We start from the raw sequence: 15829 nt of genomic DNA on the forward strand, positions 1-15829 counted from the left end.
GTTTTCATCCATAACTCTGACGCAATAGAGGAATTCCGTATGTCTGACAAACTACGCCGCATCGTGCTGACCGGCGGCCCGGGTTCGGGCAAAAGCACGCTCATCGACGTTCTCCATCGCCGCGGTTACCCGCATTCGCAGGAGGCGGGTCGGGCGATTATTCAGGATCAGGTGAGTATTGGCGGCAATGCGCTGCCATGGGGCGATCGCCAGGCTTTCGCCGAGCGGATGCTGGATTGGGAACTGCGTTCATGGCGGGAAGCGACGGGCGCAACATGCTGGTTCTTCGATCGCGGCCTGCCGGATATCGCCGGTTACCTGACGCTGTGCGGATTATCGATCCCCGCTCCCTTAACGGCGGCGGTCGCCGATTTTCGCTATGCCGATACGGTGTTCATCGCCCCACCATGGCGAGCGGTCTACGCGCAGGACAGCGAGAGAAAACAATCTTTCGCCGAAGCCGAGCAGACCTACCAAGCGATGGTGGCCGTCTACCGCCGATCGGGTTATCGACTGCAGGAACTGCCGCGTGCCTCACCCGACGAGCGCGCCGACTTTCTGCTCGACGCGCTGTGCTGCCGCTAGCGGCCTACGGTCTATTTGGTCGCCAGCGCCTCGGCCTGCTCCCGCTGTTTGGCGGTTTTGCGCGCATAGCGCTGCGCCAACACCGCACACACCATCAGTTGAACCTGGTGGAAAATCATCAGTGGCAGCACCATGGCGCCCACCGCCGCAGCCGGGAACAGCACATTGGCCATCGGAATGCCGTTCGCCAGACTCTTTTTCGAGCCGCAGAACACGATGGTGATCTCGTCGGCGGTGTTGAAGCCCAGCCAGCGCGCCGCGTAGGTATTGATCACCAACACCACCGTCAACAGCACCAGCGACATCACCAGAATGGTCAACAGCGACCAGCCGTCAATGCGATGCCAAATGCCTTCCACCACCGCCGCGCTGAACGCGGTGTAGACGACCAGCAGGATCGACGAGCGGTCGGTCAGATTGATGAGCTTGCGATGGCGATCGACCCACTTGCCGATCAGCGGCCGCGCCAGGTGGCCGACCACAAACGGCACCATCAATTGCAGAATGATCGAACCGATGGCGTGCAGTACGTCGGTATTGCCGCCCTGGGTATGCATCAACGCCCCCACCAGCAGCGGCGAGAGAAACACGCCAAGAATGCTCGACGCCGAGGCGCTGCAAATCGCCGCCGCCACGTTGCCGCCCGCCGCCGAAGTAAAGGCGATGGCAGACTGCACCGTAGCCGGCAGCGCGCACAGATAGAGGAAGCCGAGATAGACCGTCGGCGTCATGACGCCCGGCACCAGCAGGTTCATCGCCAGCCCGAGCAGCGGGAACAGCGCAAAGGTGCTGAGGAACACCAGCAGATGCAGCTTCCAGTGGCTCATGCCGGCAACGATCGCCTCGCGCGACAGCTTGGCGCCGTGCATAAAGAACAGCAGCGCGATGGCGGCGGTGGTCAGGTGTTCGAAGAAGGTTTTCCAGATGCCTTCGCAGGGGAACAGCGAGGCGACGATCACCACCAAAATCAGAACCAGTAAAAATTTATCAATGCGCAAACGCTGCAACCAGGACATGAAACGGATTTCCTTGCACCTAACATCATGAAAAGGCCCGGCGTTGTGCACCGAGCCGCTGAGAAACGGACGGGATCAGGCCACCGGCAGCGCCTGCTGCAGCCGGGCCGATTCCAACCCCAGTTCGATCAACGCCATCACCGCGATAGCATCGGCGGCCGGCACCGGATTTTCAGCGATGCCGGCGATGGCGTCGCGCACCGCGGCGTAATAAGCCGGATAATTGCCGGGAATATTGAGCAGCGGCTGTTCCGCCAACAGATCACTACGTGACAGCGTCACTACACCATCGCGCATGTCATAGCCCCAGTCGGCCTGCGGCAGGCGCTCGCCGGCCTTCAGTCGGTCTTCCTGCGGATCCAGGCCATATTTGACATAGCTGCCGCGGGTGCCGTGCACCACGTAACGCGGGCTCTCCGCCGCCGCCAGCATGCTGGCGTGCAGCACCACGCGCCGATCGCCATAGTTCAGCAGCGCGTGGAAATAGTCCACCGCCTGCGCCCCCGGCCGCAGCTCACCCAGATCGACAAACAGCCGGTCGGGCTTGCCGAATAATTGCAGCGCCTGATCGAGCAGATGCGGCCCCAAATCGAACCAGATGCCGCTGCCGACGCCGCCCTGTTCGCGCCAGCGCTGACGCACCTGCGGCCGGTAGCGATCGAAGTGCGATTCGAAGTACACCACCTCACCCAGCGAACCGTCGTTCAGCAACGCTTTAAGGGTCAGGAAATCGCTGTCCCAGCGGCGGTTGTGGAACACCGACAGCAGTAAACCGCTCTGCTGCGCCTGCTGTTGCAGCGCCTGAGCTTGTGACAGCGTCACGGTTAAGGGTTTATCCACCACCACATGCTTGCCGGCGGCCAGCGCCTGTTGCGCCAGCGGGAAATGGGTGTCATTAGGGGTGGGTATCACGATCAGATCGAGGGCCGGATCGGCGAACAGCGCCTGCGCATCGCCCACCACCGTCATCGACGGCCAGTCGGCGTGCACTTTGCCGGCATCGCTGCTGGAAACGGCGGCCAGCTCCAGCCCCGGCGTGCCGGCGATCAGCGGCGCATGAAAGGTTTTGCCGGCGTAGCCGTAACCGACCAGCCCGACACGAATTTTCTCAGCCATGGAATTTCCTCTTGCAGGCTCACGACAGACCCTTTCGATTTGACACCATGCGGCCGGATGGAACAAGAAGTAAATGAGATGTTAATTCGACACGGGGGACGCCCCGGCGCCGGAGTGGCCAAACGTGCGGCCCGGCGCCGCAATGCCGGGCTATCTGGTTGATAGGGATGACGAAGCCGCTATTACCCGCTAAGCTATGCCGCCTGTGATCCCCGTTTCAATCAGGAAGCCGTTTATGTCTCAAGCTGAATACTCTCGTATCGGCGGTTGGTTGTTGGCCCCGATGGCCTATCTGATCGTCACCCTGCTCAGCGCCAGCCTGATGCTGCTCCTGTACGCCATGGCGATCTTCATGCCCGAATCGCGCGACTATCTGCTGACCAACGCCCAGGCGTTTACCCTGCAGTGGTATTTTTCGGTGCTGACCACGCTCTTGATGTGGTGCTTCACCCTGTGGCTGCTGTGGCTGTTTTGCCAACGCTCGCAGCGCTTCCCCAAACTGTTCCTGCTGTGGCTGCTGATAACCGTGCTCCTGGCGGTGAAAGCCTTCGCCTTCGCGCCGGTGCCGGACGAAGTGGCGGTGCGCAGCCTCGGCTGGCCGTTGCTGATGGCGGCGCTACTGGTGCCTTACATCAAGCGTTCGCAGCGGGTTAAAGGTACCTTTACCGAGCGTTAATGGCGCTTGCAGCACGTTTTATTGGGTGATTTGTGTAAATTTTCACCAAAAAAGGCAATACCCCTGCGATTCATATGTTGTCGTCCGGCCGCCGATTCCCGATAATAGGCGGCTTTTATTTTTTTAGGCATCGCAATGACCGAATACCTGCTCCTGTTTGTCGGCACCGTACTGGTGAACAACTTCGTTCTGGTGAAGTTTCTTGGCCTGTGCCCGTTCCTCGGCGTTTCCAAGAAGCTGGAAAGCGCCATCGGCATGGGAATGGCCACCACCTTCGTCATGACGCTGGCCTCCGTCAGCGCCTGGGTGATCAACACCTTTATTCTGGTTCCGCTGGATCTGGTGTATCTGCGCACGCTCTCCTTCATTCTGGTGATCGCCGTCGTGGTGCAGTTCACCGAGATGGTGGTGCGCAAGACCAGCCCGGCGCTCTACCGCCTGCTGGGCATCTTCCTGCCGCTGATCACCACCAACTGCGCGGTGCTTGGCGTGGCGTTGCTTAACGTTAACCTCGGCTATAACTTCCTGCAGTCCGCCGTTTACGGCTTCAGCGCAGCCGCCGGTTTCTCGCTGGTGATGGTGCTGTTCGCCGCCATCCGCGAACGTCTGGCGGTCGCCGACGTGCCGGCGCCGTTCCGCGGCTCCTCGATCGCGCTGATCACCGCCGGGCTGATGTCGCTGGCCTTTATGGGCTTTACCGGGCTGGTGAAATTCTAATGACTGCGTTGTGGATAGCTATCGCGGCTTTAAGCGCGCTCGGGCTGCTGTTCGGACTGGTGCTGGGCTACGCCGCGCGCCGTTTTGAGGTGGAAGAGGATCCGGTCGCCGAGCAGGTCGACGCGATCCTGCCGCAGAGCCAGTGCGGGCAGTGCGGCTACCCCGGTTGCCGCCCTTACGCCGAGGCGGTGGCCAACGGCGAGATGATCAACAAATGCGCGCCGGGCGGTGAACAGGTGATGCTGAAACTGGCGGAGCTGCTCAACGTCGAACCGCAGCCGCTGGGCAGCGAAGCCGCCGCCGAGCCGGAGCGTAAGGTGGCCTATATCGACGAGTCCAACTGCATCGGCTGTACCAAATGCATTCAGGCCTGCCCGGTGGACGCCATCGTCGGCGCCACTCGCGCCATGCACACCGTCATCACCGACCTCTGTACCGGCTGCGATCTGTGCGTCGCCCCTTGCCCTACCGACTGTATTGAAATGAGACCGGTCGCCACCACCACCGCCAACTGGAAGTGGGACATGAAGACGATCCCGGTGCAAGTGATCCACGTGGAGCAACATGCTTAATCTGTTCGCCGCCTTTAAAAAAGACCGGATCTGGGATTTCGACGGCGGGATCCATCCGCCGGAAATGAAGACTCAGTCCAGCGGTGCGCCGCTGCGTGTCGCTCCTCTGCCCAACACCTTTATCATCCCGCTGCAGCAGCATCTGGGGCCGGAAGGCGAACTGTGCGTCAACCCCGGCGATCGGGTGCTGAAAGGCCAACCGTTGACCGTCGGCCGCGGCCGCACCGTGCCGGTGCACGCGCCCACCTCGGGCACCGTTAGCGCCATCGCGCCGCACATCACCGCCCATCCTTCCGGACTGACGGAGCTGTGCGTGATCATCGAGGCGGACGGAGAAGATCGCTGGTGCGATCGCGATCCGGTGGCGGACTATCGCCAATCGCCCGCAGCCGAGTTGATTGAGCGTATCCATCAGGCCGGCATCGCCGGTCTGGGCGGCGCCGGTTTCCCGACCGCCAGCAAACTGCATGGCGGCATGAGCGGCGTGGAAACGCTGATCCTCAACGCCGCCGAGTGCGAGCCTTACATCACCGCCGACGATCGCCTGATGCAGGAGCACGCCGACCAGATCGTTGAAGGTACGCAGATCCTGCAACACATTCTGCAGCCCAAGGTCACGCTGATCGGTATCGAAGACAACAAGCCGGAGGCGATCGCGGCGCTGAAACAGGCGCTGCGCGGCCAGTCCGGCATTGCGCTGCGCGTCATCCCCACCAAATACCCGTCCGGCGGCGCCAAGCAGCTGACCAAAATTTTGACCGGCAAGGAAGTGCCGCACGGCAAGCACTCCTCGGCTATCGGCGTACTGATGCAAAACGTCGGCACCGCCTTCGCCATCAAGCGAGCGATCGTCGACGGCGAACCGCTGATTGAGCGCGTGGTAACCCTGACCGGCGAAGCAATCGAGCGCCCGGGCAACCTGTGGGCCCGCATCGGCACGCCGGTGCAGCACCTGCTCGACTTCGTCGGTTTCCGCCCGCAGGCACAGCAAATGGTGGTGATGGGCGGCCCGCTGATGGGCTTCACCCTGCCCGCGCTGAACGTGCCGATCGTCAAGATCAGCAACTGCATTCTGGCGCCGACGGTCGATGAAATGACGCCGCAGGAGCCGGAGCAATCCTGCATTCGCTGCGGCCTGTGCGTAGACGCTTGCCCCGCCGGGCTGCTGCCGCAGCAGCTGTACTGGTTCAGCCGCGGGCAGGAGCACGACAAGGCACGCAACCATAACCTGTTCGACTGCATCGAATGCGGCGCCTGTGCGTTCGTCTGCCCCAGCAACATTCCGTTGGTGCAGTACTACCGCCAGGAAAAGGCCGAGATCAAGGCCATCGATCTGGAAGCGGCGCGCACCGCCGAGGCCAAGGCGCGTTACGAAGCCAAACTGGCGCGCCTGGAGCGTGAAAAACTGGCGCGTGAAGAGCGACATAAAAAGGCCGCCGTCAAACTGACCGATGACGATCAGGGTGCGGTGCAGGCTGCGCTGGCGCGGGTGCGCAGCAAGAATGCCGAAGCGACAGTCATGCCGGTCGACGGCCAACAGCCGGATAACAGCGAGATGATCGCCGCCCGCGAGGCGCGTAAAGCGCAGGCGCGCGAGCGTCGCGCCCAGTTGGCAACCGAAGCGGAAACAGAAACGCCACCGGCGGCCGCCGGCGACGACGCGCGTAAAGCCGCCGTGGCCGCGGCGCTGGCCCGCGTGAAAGCCCGCAAAGAAGCGCCGGCCGCAGACGGCTCCGCCCCTGCCGCCACAGAGGACGATCCGCGTAAAGCAGCCGTTGCGGCCGCCCTGGCCCGCGTGAAAGCCAAAAAAGCGGAGCAGCAGGCTGGCACGCCAGCTGAGGCGGAACCTGCCCCGGCTGCCACCGAAGAAGATCCGCGCAAGGCGGCGGTCGCGGCGGCGTTGGCACGTGTAAAAGCCAAAAAAGCCGCGCAGCAGGCGGACGCCCCGGCGGCGGCGGAACCGGCCCCGGCGGCCACCGAGGAAGATCCGCGCAAGGCTGCGGTTGCGGCGGCCATCGCCCGCGCCAAAGCCAAGAAAGCCGCGCAGCAGGCGGACGCCCCGGCATCGGCAGAACCGGCCCCGGCTACCGCCGAGGAAGATCCGCGCAAGGCGGCGGTTGCGGCGGCCATCGCCCGCGCCAAAGCCAAGAAAGCCGCGCAGCAGGCGGACGCCCCGGCATCGGCAGAACCGGCCCCGGCTACCGCCGAGGAAGATCCGCGCAAGGCGGCGGTTGCGGCGGCCATCGCCCGCGCCAAAGCCAAGAAAGCCGCGCAGCAGGCGGACGCCCCGGCATCGGCAGAACCGGCCCCGGCTGCCGCCGAGGAAGACCCGCGCAAGGCGGCGGTTGCGGCGGCCATCGCCCGCGCCAAAGCCAAAAAAGCCGCCAGAGAATCGCTGGCGGCGGAAACGGAAGACAAATGATGACAGCGGCGCCTGGCCGAACCCGGGCGCCGTTTAATCGATAGAGATCAGGTAGGTGTAATCCACTTCAATCTGACGCAGCTTAGACTCTGGGTTCCACTCTTTGGTTTGAATGATCTCCATTTCTAAACTGCCGCGCACCTTATCCTTCAGCCCCGGCATCACATGCGACATCAGGTAACCGAAGAACTGCAGGCACTCTTTCGCCGTACCCTTGTGGTTGATGGAGATAAACTCGCGGCTTGGCAAATGGATGGTGTCTATCTGATGGTTGGAAAGAATATCCTTTCTGTGCTCAGGGTCGACCGCCATGACCAGGGTGGATGACAGCTCGTCGCCTTCCCCGGCTTGCGGGGAATAGATGCTATAAATCCGCCGGCAGTCGACATGCAGCCCCTTGAAGAAATCGTTGAAAATTTCATCCTTCATCGCCATGCAGGAGGAGTACTCCAGCTCCTGTTCCGAGGCGAAATCCAGCCGGCGCGAGAAGCCGACCAGTTGCATCTCGGGCAGCGTCAGCCGCTTCACCTCTGGATAATAGCCGGCGCCATAGCTGGCTTCGAAGTTAAAGCGCGGCATCAGGTTTTTCACGTCCCAGTGCTCCATCGAGCGATAGCGGTTGGGCGTGGTGCCGAAGCGCTGCTTGAACATGCGGGTAAAGGTCTGCTGCGAGTCAAAGCCCAGCTCGTCGGAGATGTCGATGATGGAACGGCGGGTAATGCGCAGCGCCACCGCGGCGCGCGTCAGGATGCGCGAACGGATATAGGTGGCGAGTTGAATGCCGGTAATACGCTTGAATTTACGCTGCAGATGCCACTTGGAATAGCCCGAAATACGCGCGACTTCATCCAGGTTTGGCCGTTTCTCCAGATGTATTTCCACCCACTCAATTAGCTCTTCAATAAAAAAAATATCTTCATTTGTCATTATTATGGATTCACTAACTCAATAATGTTCGCGATAGTAACCTACACGGATTATGTGAAAGTTGTTATTTTGTGCGGAAATCTGGAGAAAAATGATATCTCATTCATACGGTTACCCCGTTTTCCGTAGCCACTGGCGGCGTAAGTTCCACTGACATTTCCTCACGTTAGCCGATTTTACGGCCAAAAAAAAATCAAATCGCGCCACCCCGATCGCCGCAGGTGCGAAAAGCCGAATACCCCTATCATTAAGGCGTATTACCCTCGCATCGAATCAGGTAGAATGCTCGGCTATCATTTTTGCCGCGCCCGCTAAACGGCGCATCGAAACTGCCGCAGGCGCGGCGCAGAAGGTATCGTTACTCTATGAAGTTCAGGCCGGTATCACCCACACCCACAGCCGCCAAAGGCTTACACATCGCCAGCTCGCCTTTCACCCACAACCAGCAAAGCACCAGCCGCATTATGCTGTGGGTCATGTTGGCCTGCATTCCCGGCATCGCGGCGCAGATTTGGTTCTTCGGCTACGGCGTGCTGATTCAGGTGGCGCTGGCGGCGATCGTCGCGCTGGTTGCAGAAGGCGCGATCCTCAGGCTGCGCAAGCTGCCGGTGCGCAGCCGGCTCGCGGATAACTCCGCCCTGCTGACCGCGCTGCTGCTCGGCATCAGCCTGCCGCCGCTGGCCCCGTGGTGGATGATCGTCATCGGCACCTTCTTCGCCATCGTTATCGCCAAACAGCTGTACGGCGGCCTTGGGCAAAACCCGTTCAATCCGGCGATGGTCGGTTACGTGGTGCTGCTGATCTCCTTCCCGGTGCAAATGACCAGCTGGTTGCCGCCGGATGAACTGCGCGCCGCCGCGCTGTCGTTCCACGACGTGCTGCTGACCATTTTCAGCGGCCATACCACACAGGGCGCGACGCTGCACGAACTGCAAATGGGCGTTGACGGCATCAGCCAGGCTACCCCGCTCGACGGCTTCAAAACCGGCCTGCGCAGCGGCCACAGCGTCGAACAGGTGCTGCAGCAACCGCTGTTCGGCGGCGCGCTGGCCGGCATCGGCTGGCAGTGGGTCAACCTCGGTTTCCTGGCCAGCGGTCTGTTTATGCTGGCGCGTCGTCTGATCCATTGGCAGATCCCCTTCAGCATGTTGGCCGCCATCGCCTTCTGTTCCGGTCTGGCCTGGTGGCTCGATCCTGCGCATCAGGCTTCGCCGCTGATCCACCTGTTTTCTGGCGCCAGCATGCTGGGCGCGTTCTTTATCGCCACCGATCCGGTCAGCGCCTCCACGACGCCGAAGGGCCGCCTGATCTACGGCGCGCTGATCGGCGTGCTGGTCTGGCTGATCCGCGTTTATGGCGGCTACCCTGACGGCGTGGCCTTCGCCGTGCTGTTGGCCAACATCACCGTCCCATTAATCGACCACTACACGCAGCCGCGCGTGTATGGCCATCGCTAAGGAGCCGTCATGCTGAATTCCATGAGAAAGCACGGCACCACGCTGGCGGTGTTTGCGGCGGTCACCACCGGCCTGACCGCCGTGGTCTACGCCCTGACGAAAACCACCATCGCCCATCAGGCCGCGCTACAGCAAAAAGCGCTGCTCGATCAGGTGGTGCCGCCGGAAAACTACGACAACGTCATGCAGAACGAATGCTTCCTGGTCAGCGATCCGGCGCTGGGCGACAGCGCGCCGCACCGTTTGTATCTGGCGCGCAAAAACGGGCAACCGACCGCCGCCGCGCTGGAAACCACCGCGCCGGACGGCTATTCCGGCGCCATCAAGCTGCTGGTCGGCGCCGATTTCAGCGGCACGGTGCTCGGCACCCGGGTGATTGAACACCACGAAACGCCGGGGCTGGGTGACAAAATTGAACTGCGCATTTCCGACTGGATTTCCTTCTTCAGCGGCAAGAAAATCGAAGGCCCGGCAGACAAACGCTGGGCGGTGAAGAAAGACGGCGGCATGTTCGACCAATTCACCGGCGCCACCATCACCCCGCGAGCGGTGGTCAATGCGGTGCGCCGCACCGCGTTGTATATGGAAACGTTGCCGCCTAAACTTGAAAGCTTACCTGTGTGTGGAGCCGCCGAATGAGTGAAGCCAAAGAATTGATCGTCCAGGGGCTGTGGAAGAACAACTCCGCCCTGGTGCAGCTGCTGGGCATGTGTCCGCTGCTGGCGGTGACCTCCACCGTCACTAACGCGCTGGGGCTGGGGCTGGCCACCACGCTGGTGTTGACGCTGACCAACGCCTCCATCTCCGCGGTGCGCCGCTGGGTGCCGAGCGAAGTGCGTATTCCGATCTACGTGATGATCATCGCTGCGGTGGTAAGCATCGTGCAGATGCTGATCAACGCCTATGCCTTCGGCCTGTATCAATCGCTCGGTATTTTTATTCCGCTGATCGTGACTAACTGCATCGTGGTGGGCCGCGCCGAAGCGGTGGCCGCCAAGAAACCGGTCGGCCTCTCGGCGCTGGACGGTATGGCCATCGGCCTTGGCGCCACCGGCGTGATGGTGACGCTGGGCTCGATGCGTGAACTGTTGGGCAACGGTACGCTGTTCGACGGCGCCGATCAGCTGTTGGGCGGCTGGGCCAAATCGCTGCGCATCGAAGTGGTGCATTTCGACAGCCCGTTCCTGCTGGCCATGCTGCCGCCGGGCGCCTTTATCGGCCTGGGGTTGCTGCTGGCGGTCAAATATCTGATCGACGAAAAAATGAAGGCGCGCAAAGCCCGCGCCGTGGCGGTGGAGCCGCTGCTGGAGCAAGGACACGCTGAGAAGGCCTGATGAATAAACAGAAGCGACTGGAAATTCTGACCCGGCTGCGCGACAACAATCCGCACCCGACCACCGAACTGGTGTACACCACGCCGTTTGAGCTGCTGATCGCCGTGCTGCTGTCCGCGCAGGCCACCGACGTGAGCGTCAACAAGGCGACCGCCAAACTTTATCCGGTCGCCAATACCCCCGCCGCCATGCTGGCGCTGGGGGTTGATGGCGTCAAGGAATACATCAAGACCATCGGCCTGTTCAACAGCAAGGCCGAAAACGTGATCAAAACCTGCCGCATGCTGCTGGAGCTGCACGGTGGCGAAGTGCCGGAGGATCGCGCCGCGCTGGAAGCGCTGCCGGGCGTCGGCCGCAAGACCGCCAACGTGGTGCTCAACACCGCCTTCGGCTGGGCGACCATCGCCGTGGACACCCATATCTTCCGGGTGTGCAACCGCACCCACTTTGCGCCGGGCAAGAACGTCGATCAGGTGGAAGAGAAGCTGTTGAAGGTGGTGCCCGCCGAATTCAAGGTCGATTGCCATCACTGGCTGATCCTGCACGGCCGCTACACCTGCATCGCGCGCAAACCGCGCTGCGGCTCCTGCATTATCGAAGACCTGTGTGAATATAAAGAGAAGGTTTATCCGGAATCCTGAGTCAGTTGGGTGCGGCAAACCGCACCCGCCGCTTCCTCTCCCCTCGCCAGCGCCTCTTTTTTATCGGAAATGTGATATCGCGCAGCAGTAACCCCGGCGTTATCGCGGTTTTCAGTGCAAAAACCATCGCTGCGTTATTTTCAAGCGAAAAATTAGTCGAAAATTGCGGTGACCGTCACGCTTTGAGGATCACAAGGCGTTCACAAATGCCAGCCCCATTTTCCTAAATTTCTTTAATTTTACAAAACACGCCATATACACAACATTCCAACGGATTAATAACCACACATACACTGATGCGCTAAAAAATAGCAATTCAGCAGAATATATCCCTGTTTAAAATTGGTATAGCTTTTAATCAAAACAAAAAATCGGCAAACCATTAAAACCCGAAAGTTAATACTGCATAACATTTGCAACATCGCGGCATAATCCTGTCGGCGTTAAATGTAACCGAATATGACAAACTGCTTGCCACGTTGACAAAGATAGTGAACATTAACCGCCGTCCCCATCCTATAACAACGCAAAAGGATGCCGTTCCGCATCAACTTTTGTACTTTCCCGTCCTCAAAAGACGGGCTGCGAAAAAACAGAGGTACCAGTGTCAACAGCAAACAACCAACATCCGGAGAGCGTGAGCCTTAACGCGTTCAAACAACCGAAAGCGTTCTATCTGATCTTCTCGATCGAACTGTGGGAGCGTTTCGGCTACTACGGCCTGCAGGGCATCATGGCGGTTTATCTGGTCAAGATGCTCGGCCTGAGCGAAGCCGACTCCATCACCCTGTTCTCTTCCTTCAGCGCCCTGGTGTACGGCTTCGTCGCCATCGGCGGCTGGCTGGGCGACAAAGTGCTGGGCTCCAAGCGCGTGATCGTGCTCGGCGCGTTGGTGCTGGCCGCCGGTTACGCCATGGTGGCCTACTCCGGTCACGACATCTTCTGGGTCTATCTGGGCATGGCGACCATCGCCGTGGGCAGCGGCCTGTTCAAGGCCAACCCGTCCTCCCTGCTGTCCACCTGCTATGAGAAAGACGACCCGCGTCTCGATGGCGCCTTCACCATGTACTATATGTCGGTGAACATCGGTTCCTTCTTCTCCATGCTGGCGACCCCTTGGCTGGCGGCGAAATACGGCTGGAGCGTGGCGTTCTCCCTGAGCGTGGTCGGCATGCTGATCACCCTGGTCAACTTTATGCTGTGCCACAAATGGGTGAAGAAAAACGGCTCCAAACCTGACTTCAAGCCGCTGCATCTGCCGAAACTGCTGATGGTGCTGGTCGGCATCGTGGCGCTGGTCGCCGTTTCCAGCTGGCTGCTGCACAACCAGGTGATTGCGCGCTGGGCGCTGGCCCTCATCTCCGCCGGCATCGTTCTGGTGTTCGCCAAGGAAACCTTCGCCCTGCACGGCGCCGCACGCCGCAAGATGATCGTCGCCTTCCTGCTGATGCTGGAAGCGGTGGTGTTCTTTGTGCTGTACAGCCAGATGCCAACCTCGCTGAACTTCTTCGCCATCCACAACGTGGAACACAGCATCCTCGGCGTCGCCTTCGAGCCGGAGCAGTACCAGGCGCTGAACCCGTTCTGGATCATGCTCGCCAGCCCGATTCTGGCCGCGCTGTATAACAAAATGGGCGATCGCCTGCCGATGCCGCACAAGTTCGCTTTCGGCATGATCCTGTGCTCCTGCGCCTTCCTGGTGCTGCCATGGGGCGCCAGCTTCGCCAACGAACAGGGCATCGTATCGGTCAACTGGCTGATCCTCAGCTACGCGCTGCAGAGCATCGGCGAGCTGATGATTTCCGGTCTGGGCCTGGCGATGGTGGCGCAGTTGGTGCCGCAGCGTCTGATGGGCTTCATCATGGGCTCCTGGTTCCTGACCACCGCCGCCGCGGCGCTGATCGCCGGTAAAGTCGCCGGTCTGACCGCCGTCCCGAGCGACATTAACGACGCGCACGCTTCACTGGCCATCTACAGCCATGTGTTTATGCAGATCGGTATCGCCACCGCCGTCATCGCTATCCTGATGATGCTGACCGCGCCGAAACTGTACCGCATGACGCTGGACACCAGCGAAGACGCCAATCAGAAAGCGCAGGAAGCCACTGCGACTCACTGATCGCCGGGCGAATAGCGCGTAAATAAAAACACCGGGGTTAACGCCCCGGTGTTTTTTTATGCCCGCGAGAAAAGTGCTTACGCTGACTTGGGCTTGCCGCTTAGATTAGCCCACATGAATTCACTCACCAGCGCACTGTGGAACGCTGCCTGCTGCTTGTCGGCGGCGGCGCTGTGACCGCCTTCGGTATTCTCGTAGAAGTAAGCCTGTTGATACCCCATCGCCTGCATGCGCGCCGCCATTTTGCGGGCGTGGGCCGGGTTGACCCGATCGTCGCTGGTGGCGGTATAGAACAGCACCGGTGGGTAGGCCGTCTGCGCCTGAATATTGTGGTACGGCGAGAAGGTTTTGAGGTAGGCCCACTGCTCTGGCTTGCTCGGATCGCCGTATTCCGCGATCCACGACGCGCCGGCGGAGAGCTGGGTATAGCGCTGCATGTCCAACAGCGGCACTTCGCAGACGATGCAGCCGAACAGCTGCGGATACAGCGTCAGCATATTGCCCACCAGCAGGCCGCCGTTGCTGCCGCCGCGTGCGCCGAGATGCGGCGCCGAGGTCACCTTGCGTGCGATAAGATCTTCGGCCACGGCGGCGAAATCCTCATAGGCGCGATGGCGATTCTGCTTGAGCGCCGCCTGATGCCACGCCGGACCATACTCGCCGCCGCCGCGGATGTTGGCCACCACGTATACCCCGCCGCGTTCCAGCCAGGCCGGCGCCTTGCCGCCGAGATAGCCCGGCAACAGCGGCACCTCAAACCCGCCGTAGCCATACAGCAGCGTCGGCGTGCTGCCGTCCAGCTTGAGATCTTTGGCGGCGATCTGGAAATACGGCACGCGGGTGCCATCTTTGGAGCGCGCGAAATGCTGGCTGACCTGATAGCCGGCGGCGTCAAAGTCCTGCGGCGCCTGTTTCAGCAGCGTCGCCTCACCGCCGTCGAGATTGCCCATGTACAGCGAGGTCGGCTGCAGGAACCCACTGACGGTCAGGAAATAGGCGTTGCTCTCTTCGTCGATGCCGCCGGCGGAAATGGTGCTGATGGCGCCGGGGTTGCCCAGCGGGCGACGTTGCCAGCTGCCGCCCTGCGGCGTCAGCACCTCCAGCCGGTTGACCACGTTATCCATGATGCTGAGGATCAAATGATCGCGAGTGCCGCTGTAGCCGCTCAGCGCCTGCTCGGCGGTCGGGGTAAACAGCAGCTGCAGCTCGCGCTTGCCCGCCAGATAGTCATCGAAGTTGGCCGCCAGCAGTGCGCCGGACGGATAGCGTTTGCCCCCCACTTCCCAATCGCTGCTCGGTTTGATCAGCAGCCATTCGCGATGCGTATCCAGTTCGGCATCGGCCGGGATATCGATTTTTTTCTGCCGGCCGTCCTGAGCCAGCAAGAAATAGTCGCGGCGATAGAAGTCCAGGCTGCGGCCGACGAAATCGCGTTCAAAGCCCGGCGTGCGGTCGTGATAGGCGAAGACCGCCATGTCCTCGGGCTGCGCTTCGTACAGCGTTTCGGCCGCGCTCAGCGGCGTACCGCGCCGCCAGCGTTTGGCGATGCGCGCGTAGCCGGACTGGGTCATCGAGCCGGGGCCGAAGTCGGTGGCGATGAACAGCGTGTCCCGATCGACCCAGGAGACCCGGCTTTTCGCCACCGGCACGTTGAAGCCGTCTTTGACGAAGCGTTTGGCCACCAGATCGAATTCGCGGATTTCGGTGGCGTCACCGCCGTCCGGCGACAGCTGCATCAGGCAATAGCGGTATTCCGGCGCCAACGGCTGCGAGCCCTGATAGACCCAATCCTTGCCCTCGGCTTTGCCCAACGCATCGATATCCAGCACCGTCTCCCAGGCCGGTTTGGCCTTGCGATACTCGTCCAGCGTGGTGCGCCGCAGCAGGCCACGCGGGTTGGCTTTATCCTGCCAGAAGTTGTAATAGAACTCGCCGCGTTTGCTCACCCACGGGATCTGGGTGTCTTTATTGAGGATATCCAGGACCTCGCGCTCAATGCGCTGAAAGTCTTCGCCCTGGGCGAAGCGCGCAGTGGTGCGTTGATTTTCCTGCTGCACCCAGTGCAGCGCTTTTTTACCCTGCAGCTCTTCCAGCCACAGGAATTCATCGCCGGCGGCCGCGCCGCCCTCCGCCGCCATCGCCAGGCGGATACTGTTGGGTAATGAAGTCATCGCGAATACGGCTCCTGCGGTTTGCGCACTGAGTTTAATGAACTGACGTCGATTGGTGACCGGCAAAATCAAGCTC

At 61.1% G+C, this 15829-nt stretch carries 14 protein-coding genes; 10 read left to right on the plus strand and 4 right to left on the minus strand.

The window, feature by feature from the left end; translation table 11 throughout:
- Positions 1–39: 39 nt before the first annotated feature.
- Positions 40–585 carry an AAA family ATPase gene (locus AC6BYQ_RS19435; protein WP_498057387.1) on the plus strand — a complete coding sequence of 182 codons (546 nt, stop codon included), beginning with the start codon at positions 40–42 and terminating at the stop codon, positions 583–585.
- An 11-nt stretch (positions 586–596) separates the two neighbouring features.
- Here AC6BYQ_RS19435 and AC6BYQ_RS19440 read toward each other — a convergent pair whose 3' ends face one another.
- Together AC6BYQ_RS19440 and AC6BYQ_RS19445 are read right to left on the minus strand one after the other, a co-directional pair.
- Positions 597–1601, minus strand: coding sequence for a bile acid:sodium symporter family protein (locus AC6BYQ_RS19440; RefSeq protein ID WP_019455943.1), 1005 nt, complete (start codon positions 1599–1601; stop codon positions 597–599).
- A 75-nt stretch (positions 1602–1676) separates the two neighbouring features.
- Positions 1677–2717, minus strand: coding sequence for an oxidoreductase (locus AC6BYQ_RS19445; protein WP_498057388.1), 1041 nt, complete (start codon positions 2715–2717; stop codon positions 1677–1679).
- A gap of 235 nt (positions 2718–2952) precedes the next feature.
- Between AC6BYQ_RS19445 and AC6BYQ_RS19450 the strand changes: the two genes are divergently transcribed.
- From AC6BYQ_RS19450 to rsxC, 4 genes are all read left to right on the plus strand, one after another.
- The gene (locus AC6BYQ_RS19450; protein WP_019455945.1) at positions 2953–3393 is read left to right on the plus strand and encodes a DUF2569 domain-containing protein; all 441 of its coding nucleotides are present in this window, start codon (positions 2953–2955) and stop codon (positions 3391–3393) included.
- 135 nt (positions 3394–3528) lie between these two features.
- Complete coding sequence (gene rsxA, locus AC6BYQ_RS19455; RefSeq protein ID WP_004938443.1) at positions 3529–4110, plus strand: electron transport complex subunit RsxA; 582 nt, start codon at positions 3529–3531, stop codon at positions 4108–4110.
- Positions 4110–4682, plus strand: a complete 573-nt coding sequence (gene rsxB / locus AC6BYQ_RS19460) for an electron transport complex subunit RsxB (RefSeq protein WP_432525236.1) — start codon at positions 4110–4112, stop codon at positions 4680–4682. Before rsxA ends, rsxB begins: the two co-directional genes overlap by 1 nt.
- Positions 4675–7104: an electron transport complex subunit RsxC gene (gene rsxC / locus AC6BYQ_RS19465; RefSeq protein ID WP_498057389.1), complete on the plus strand. Its 2430-nt coding sequence runs from the start codon at positions 4675–4677 to the stop codon at positions 7102–7104. The genes rsxB and rsxC overlap by 8 nt, the downstream gene beginning before the upstream one ends.
- 33 nt (positions 7105–7137) lie before the next feature.
- Here rsxC and AC6BYQ_RS19470 read toward each other — a convergent pair whose 3' ends face one another.
- A complete protein-coding gene (locus tag AC6BYQ_RS19470) occupies positions 7138–8031 on the minus strand; it encodes a helix-turn-helix domain-containing protein (protein ID WP_019455948.1) in 894 nt (297 codons plus the stop codon).
- Positions 8032–8396: 365 nt separating this feature from the next.
- Here AC6BYQ_RS19470 and rsxD point away from each other — a divergent pair, with 365 nt between their 5' ends.
- The 5 genes from rsxD to dtpA all read left to right on the plus strand — a co-directional run bounded on the left by rsxD (position 8397) and on the right by dtpA (position 13582).
- Positions 8397–9488: an electron transport complex subunit RsxD gene (rsxD, locus tag AC6BYQ_RS19475; RefSeq protein WP_498057390.1), complete on the plus strand. Its 1092-nt coding sequence runs from the start codon at positions 8397–8399 to the stop codon at positions 9486–9488.
- A 9-nt stretch (positions 9489–9497) separates the two neighbouring features.
- A complete protein-coding gene (gene rsxG, locus AC6BYQ_RS19480) occupies positions 9498–10127 on the plus strand; it encodes an electron transport complex subunit RsxG (protein ID WP_019455950.1) in 630 nt (209 codons plus the stop codon).
- Entirely contained in the window at positions 10124–10822 is a 699-nt protein-coding gene (locus AC6BYQ_RS19485; protein WP_019455951.1) for an electron transport complex subunit E, read from the plus strand. The genes rsxG and AC6BYQ_RS19485 overlap by 4 nt, the downstream gene beginning before the upstream one ends.
- Positions 10822–11463 carry an endonuclease III gene (gene nth, locus AC6BYQ_RS19490; RefSeq protein WP_019455952.1) on the plus strand — a complete coding sequence of 214 codons (642 nt, stop codon included), beginning with the start codon at positions 10822–10824 and terminating at the stop codon, positions 11461–11463. Before AC6BYQ_RS19485 ends, nth begins: the two co-directional genes overlap by 1 nt.
- A 604-nt stretch (positions 11464–12067) precedes the next feature.
- Complete coding sequence (gene dtpA, locus AC6BYQ_RS19495; RefSeq protein ID WP_063919378.1) at positions 12068–13582, plus strand: dipeptide/tripeptide permease DtpA; 1515 nt, start codon at positions 12068–12070, stop codon at positions 13580–13582.
- Positions 13583–13659: 77 nt separating this feature from the next.
- Here dtpA and AC6BYQ_RS19500 read toward each other — a convergent pair whose 3' ends face one another.
- Entirely contained in the window at positions 13660–15753 is a 2094-nt protein-coding gene (locus AC6BYQ_RS19500) for a prolyl oligopeptidase family serine peptidase (RefSeq protein WP_019455954.1), read from the minus strand.
- Positions 15754–15829: the final 76 nt, after the last annotated feature.

The sequence above is a fragment of the Serratia sp. LTN-2 genome (assembly GCF_059740205.1).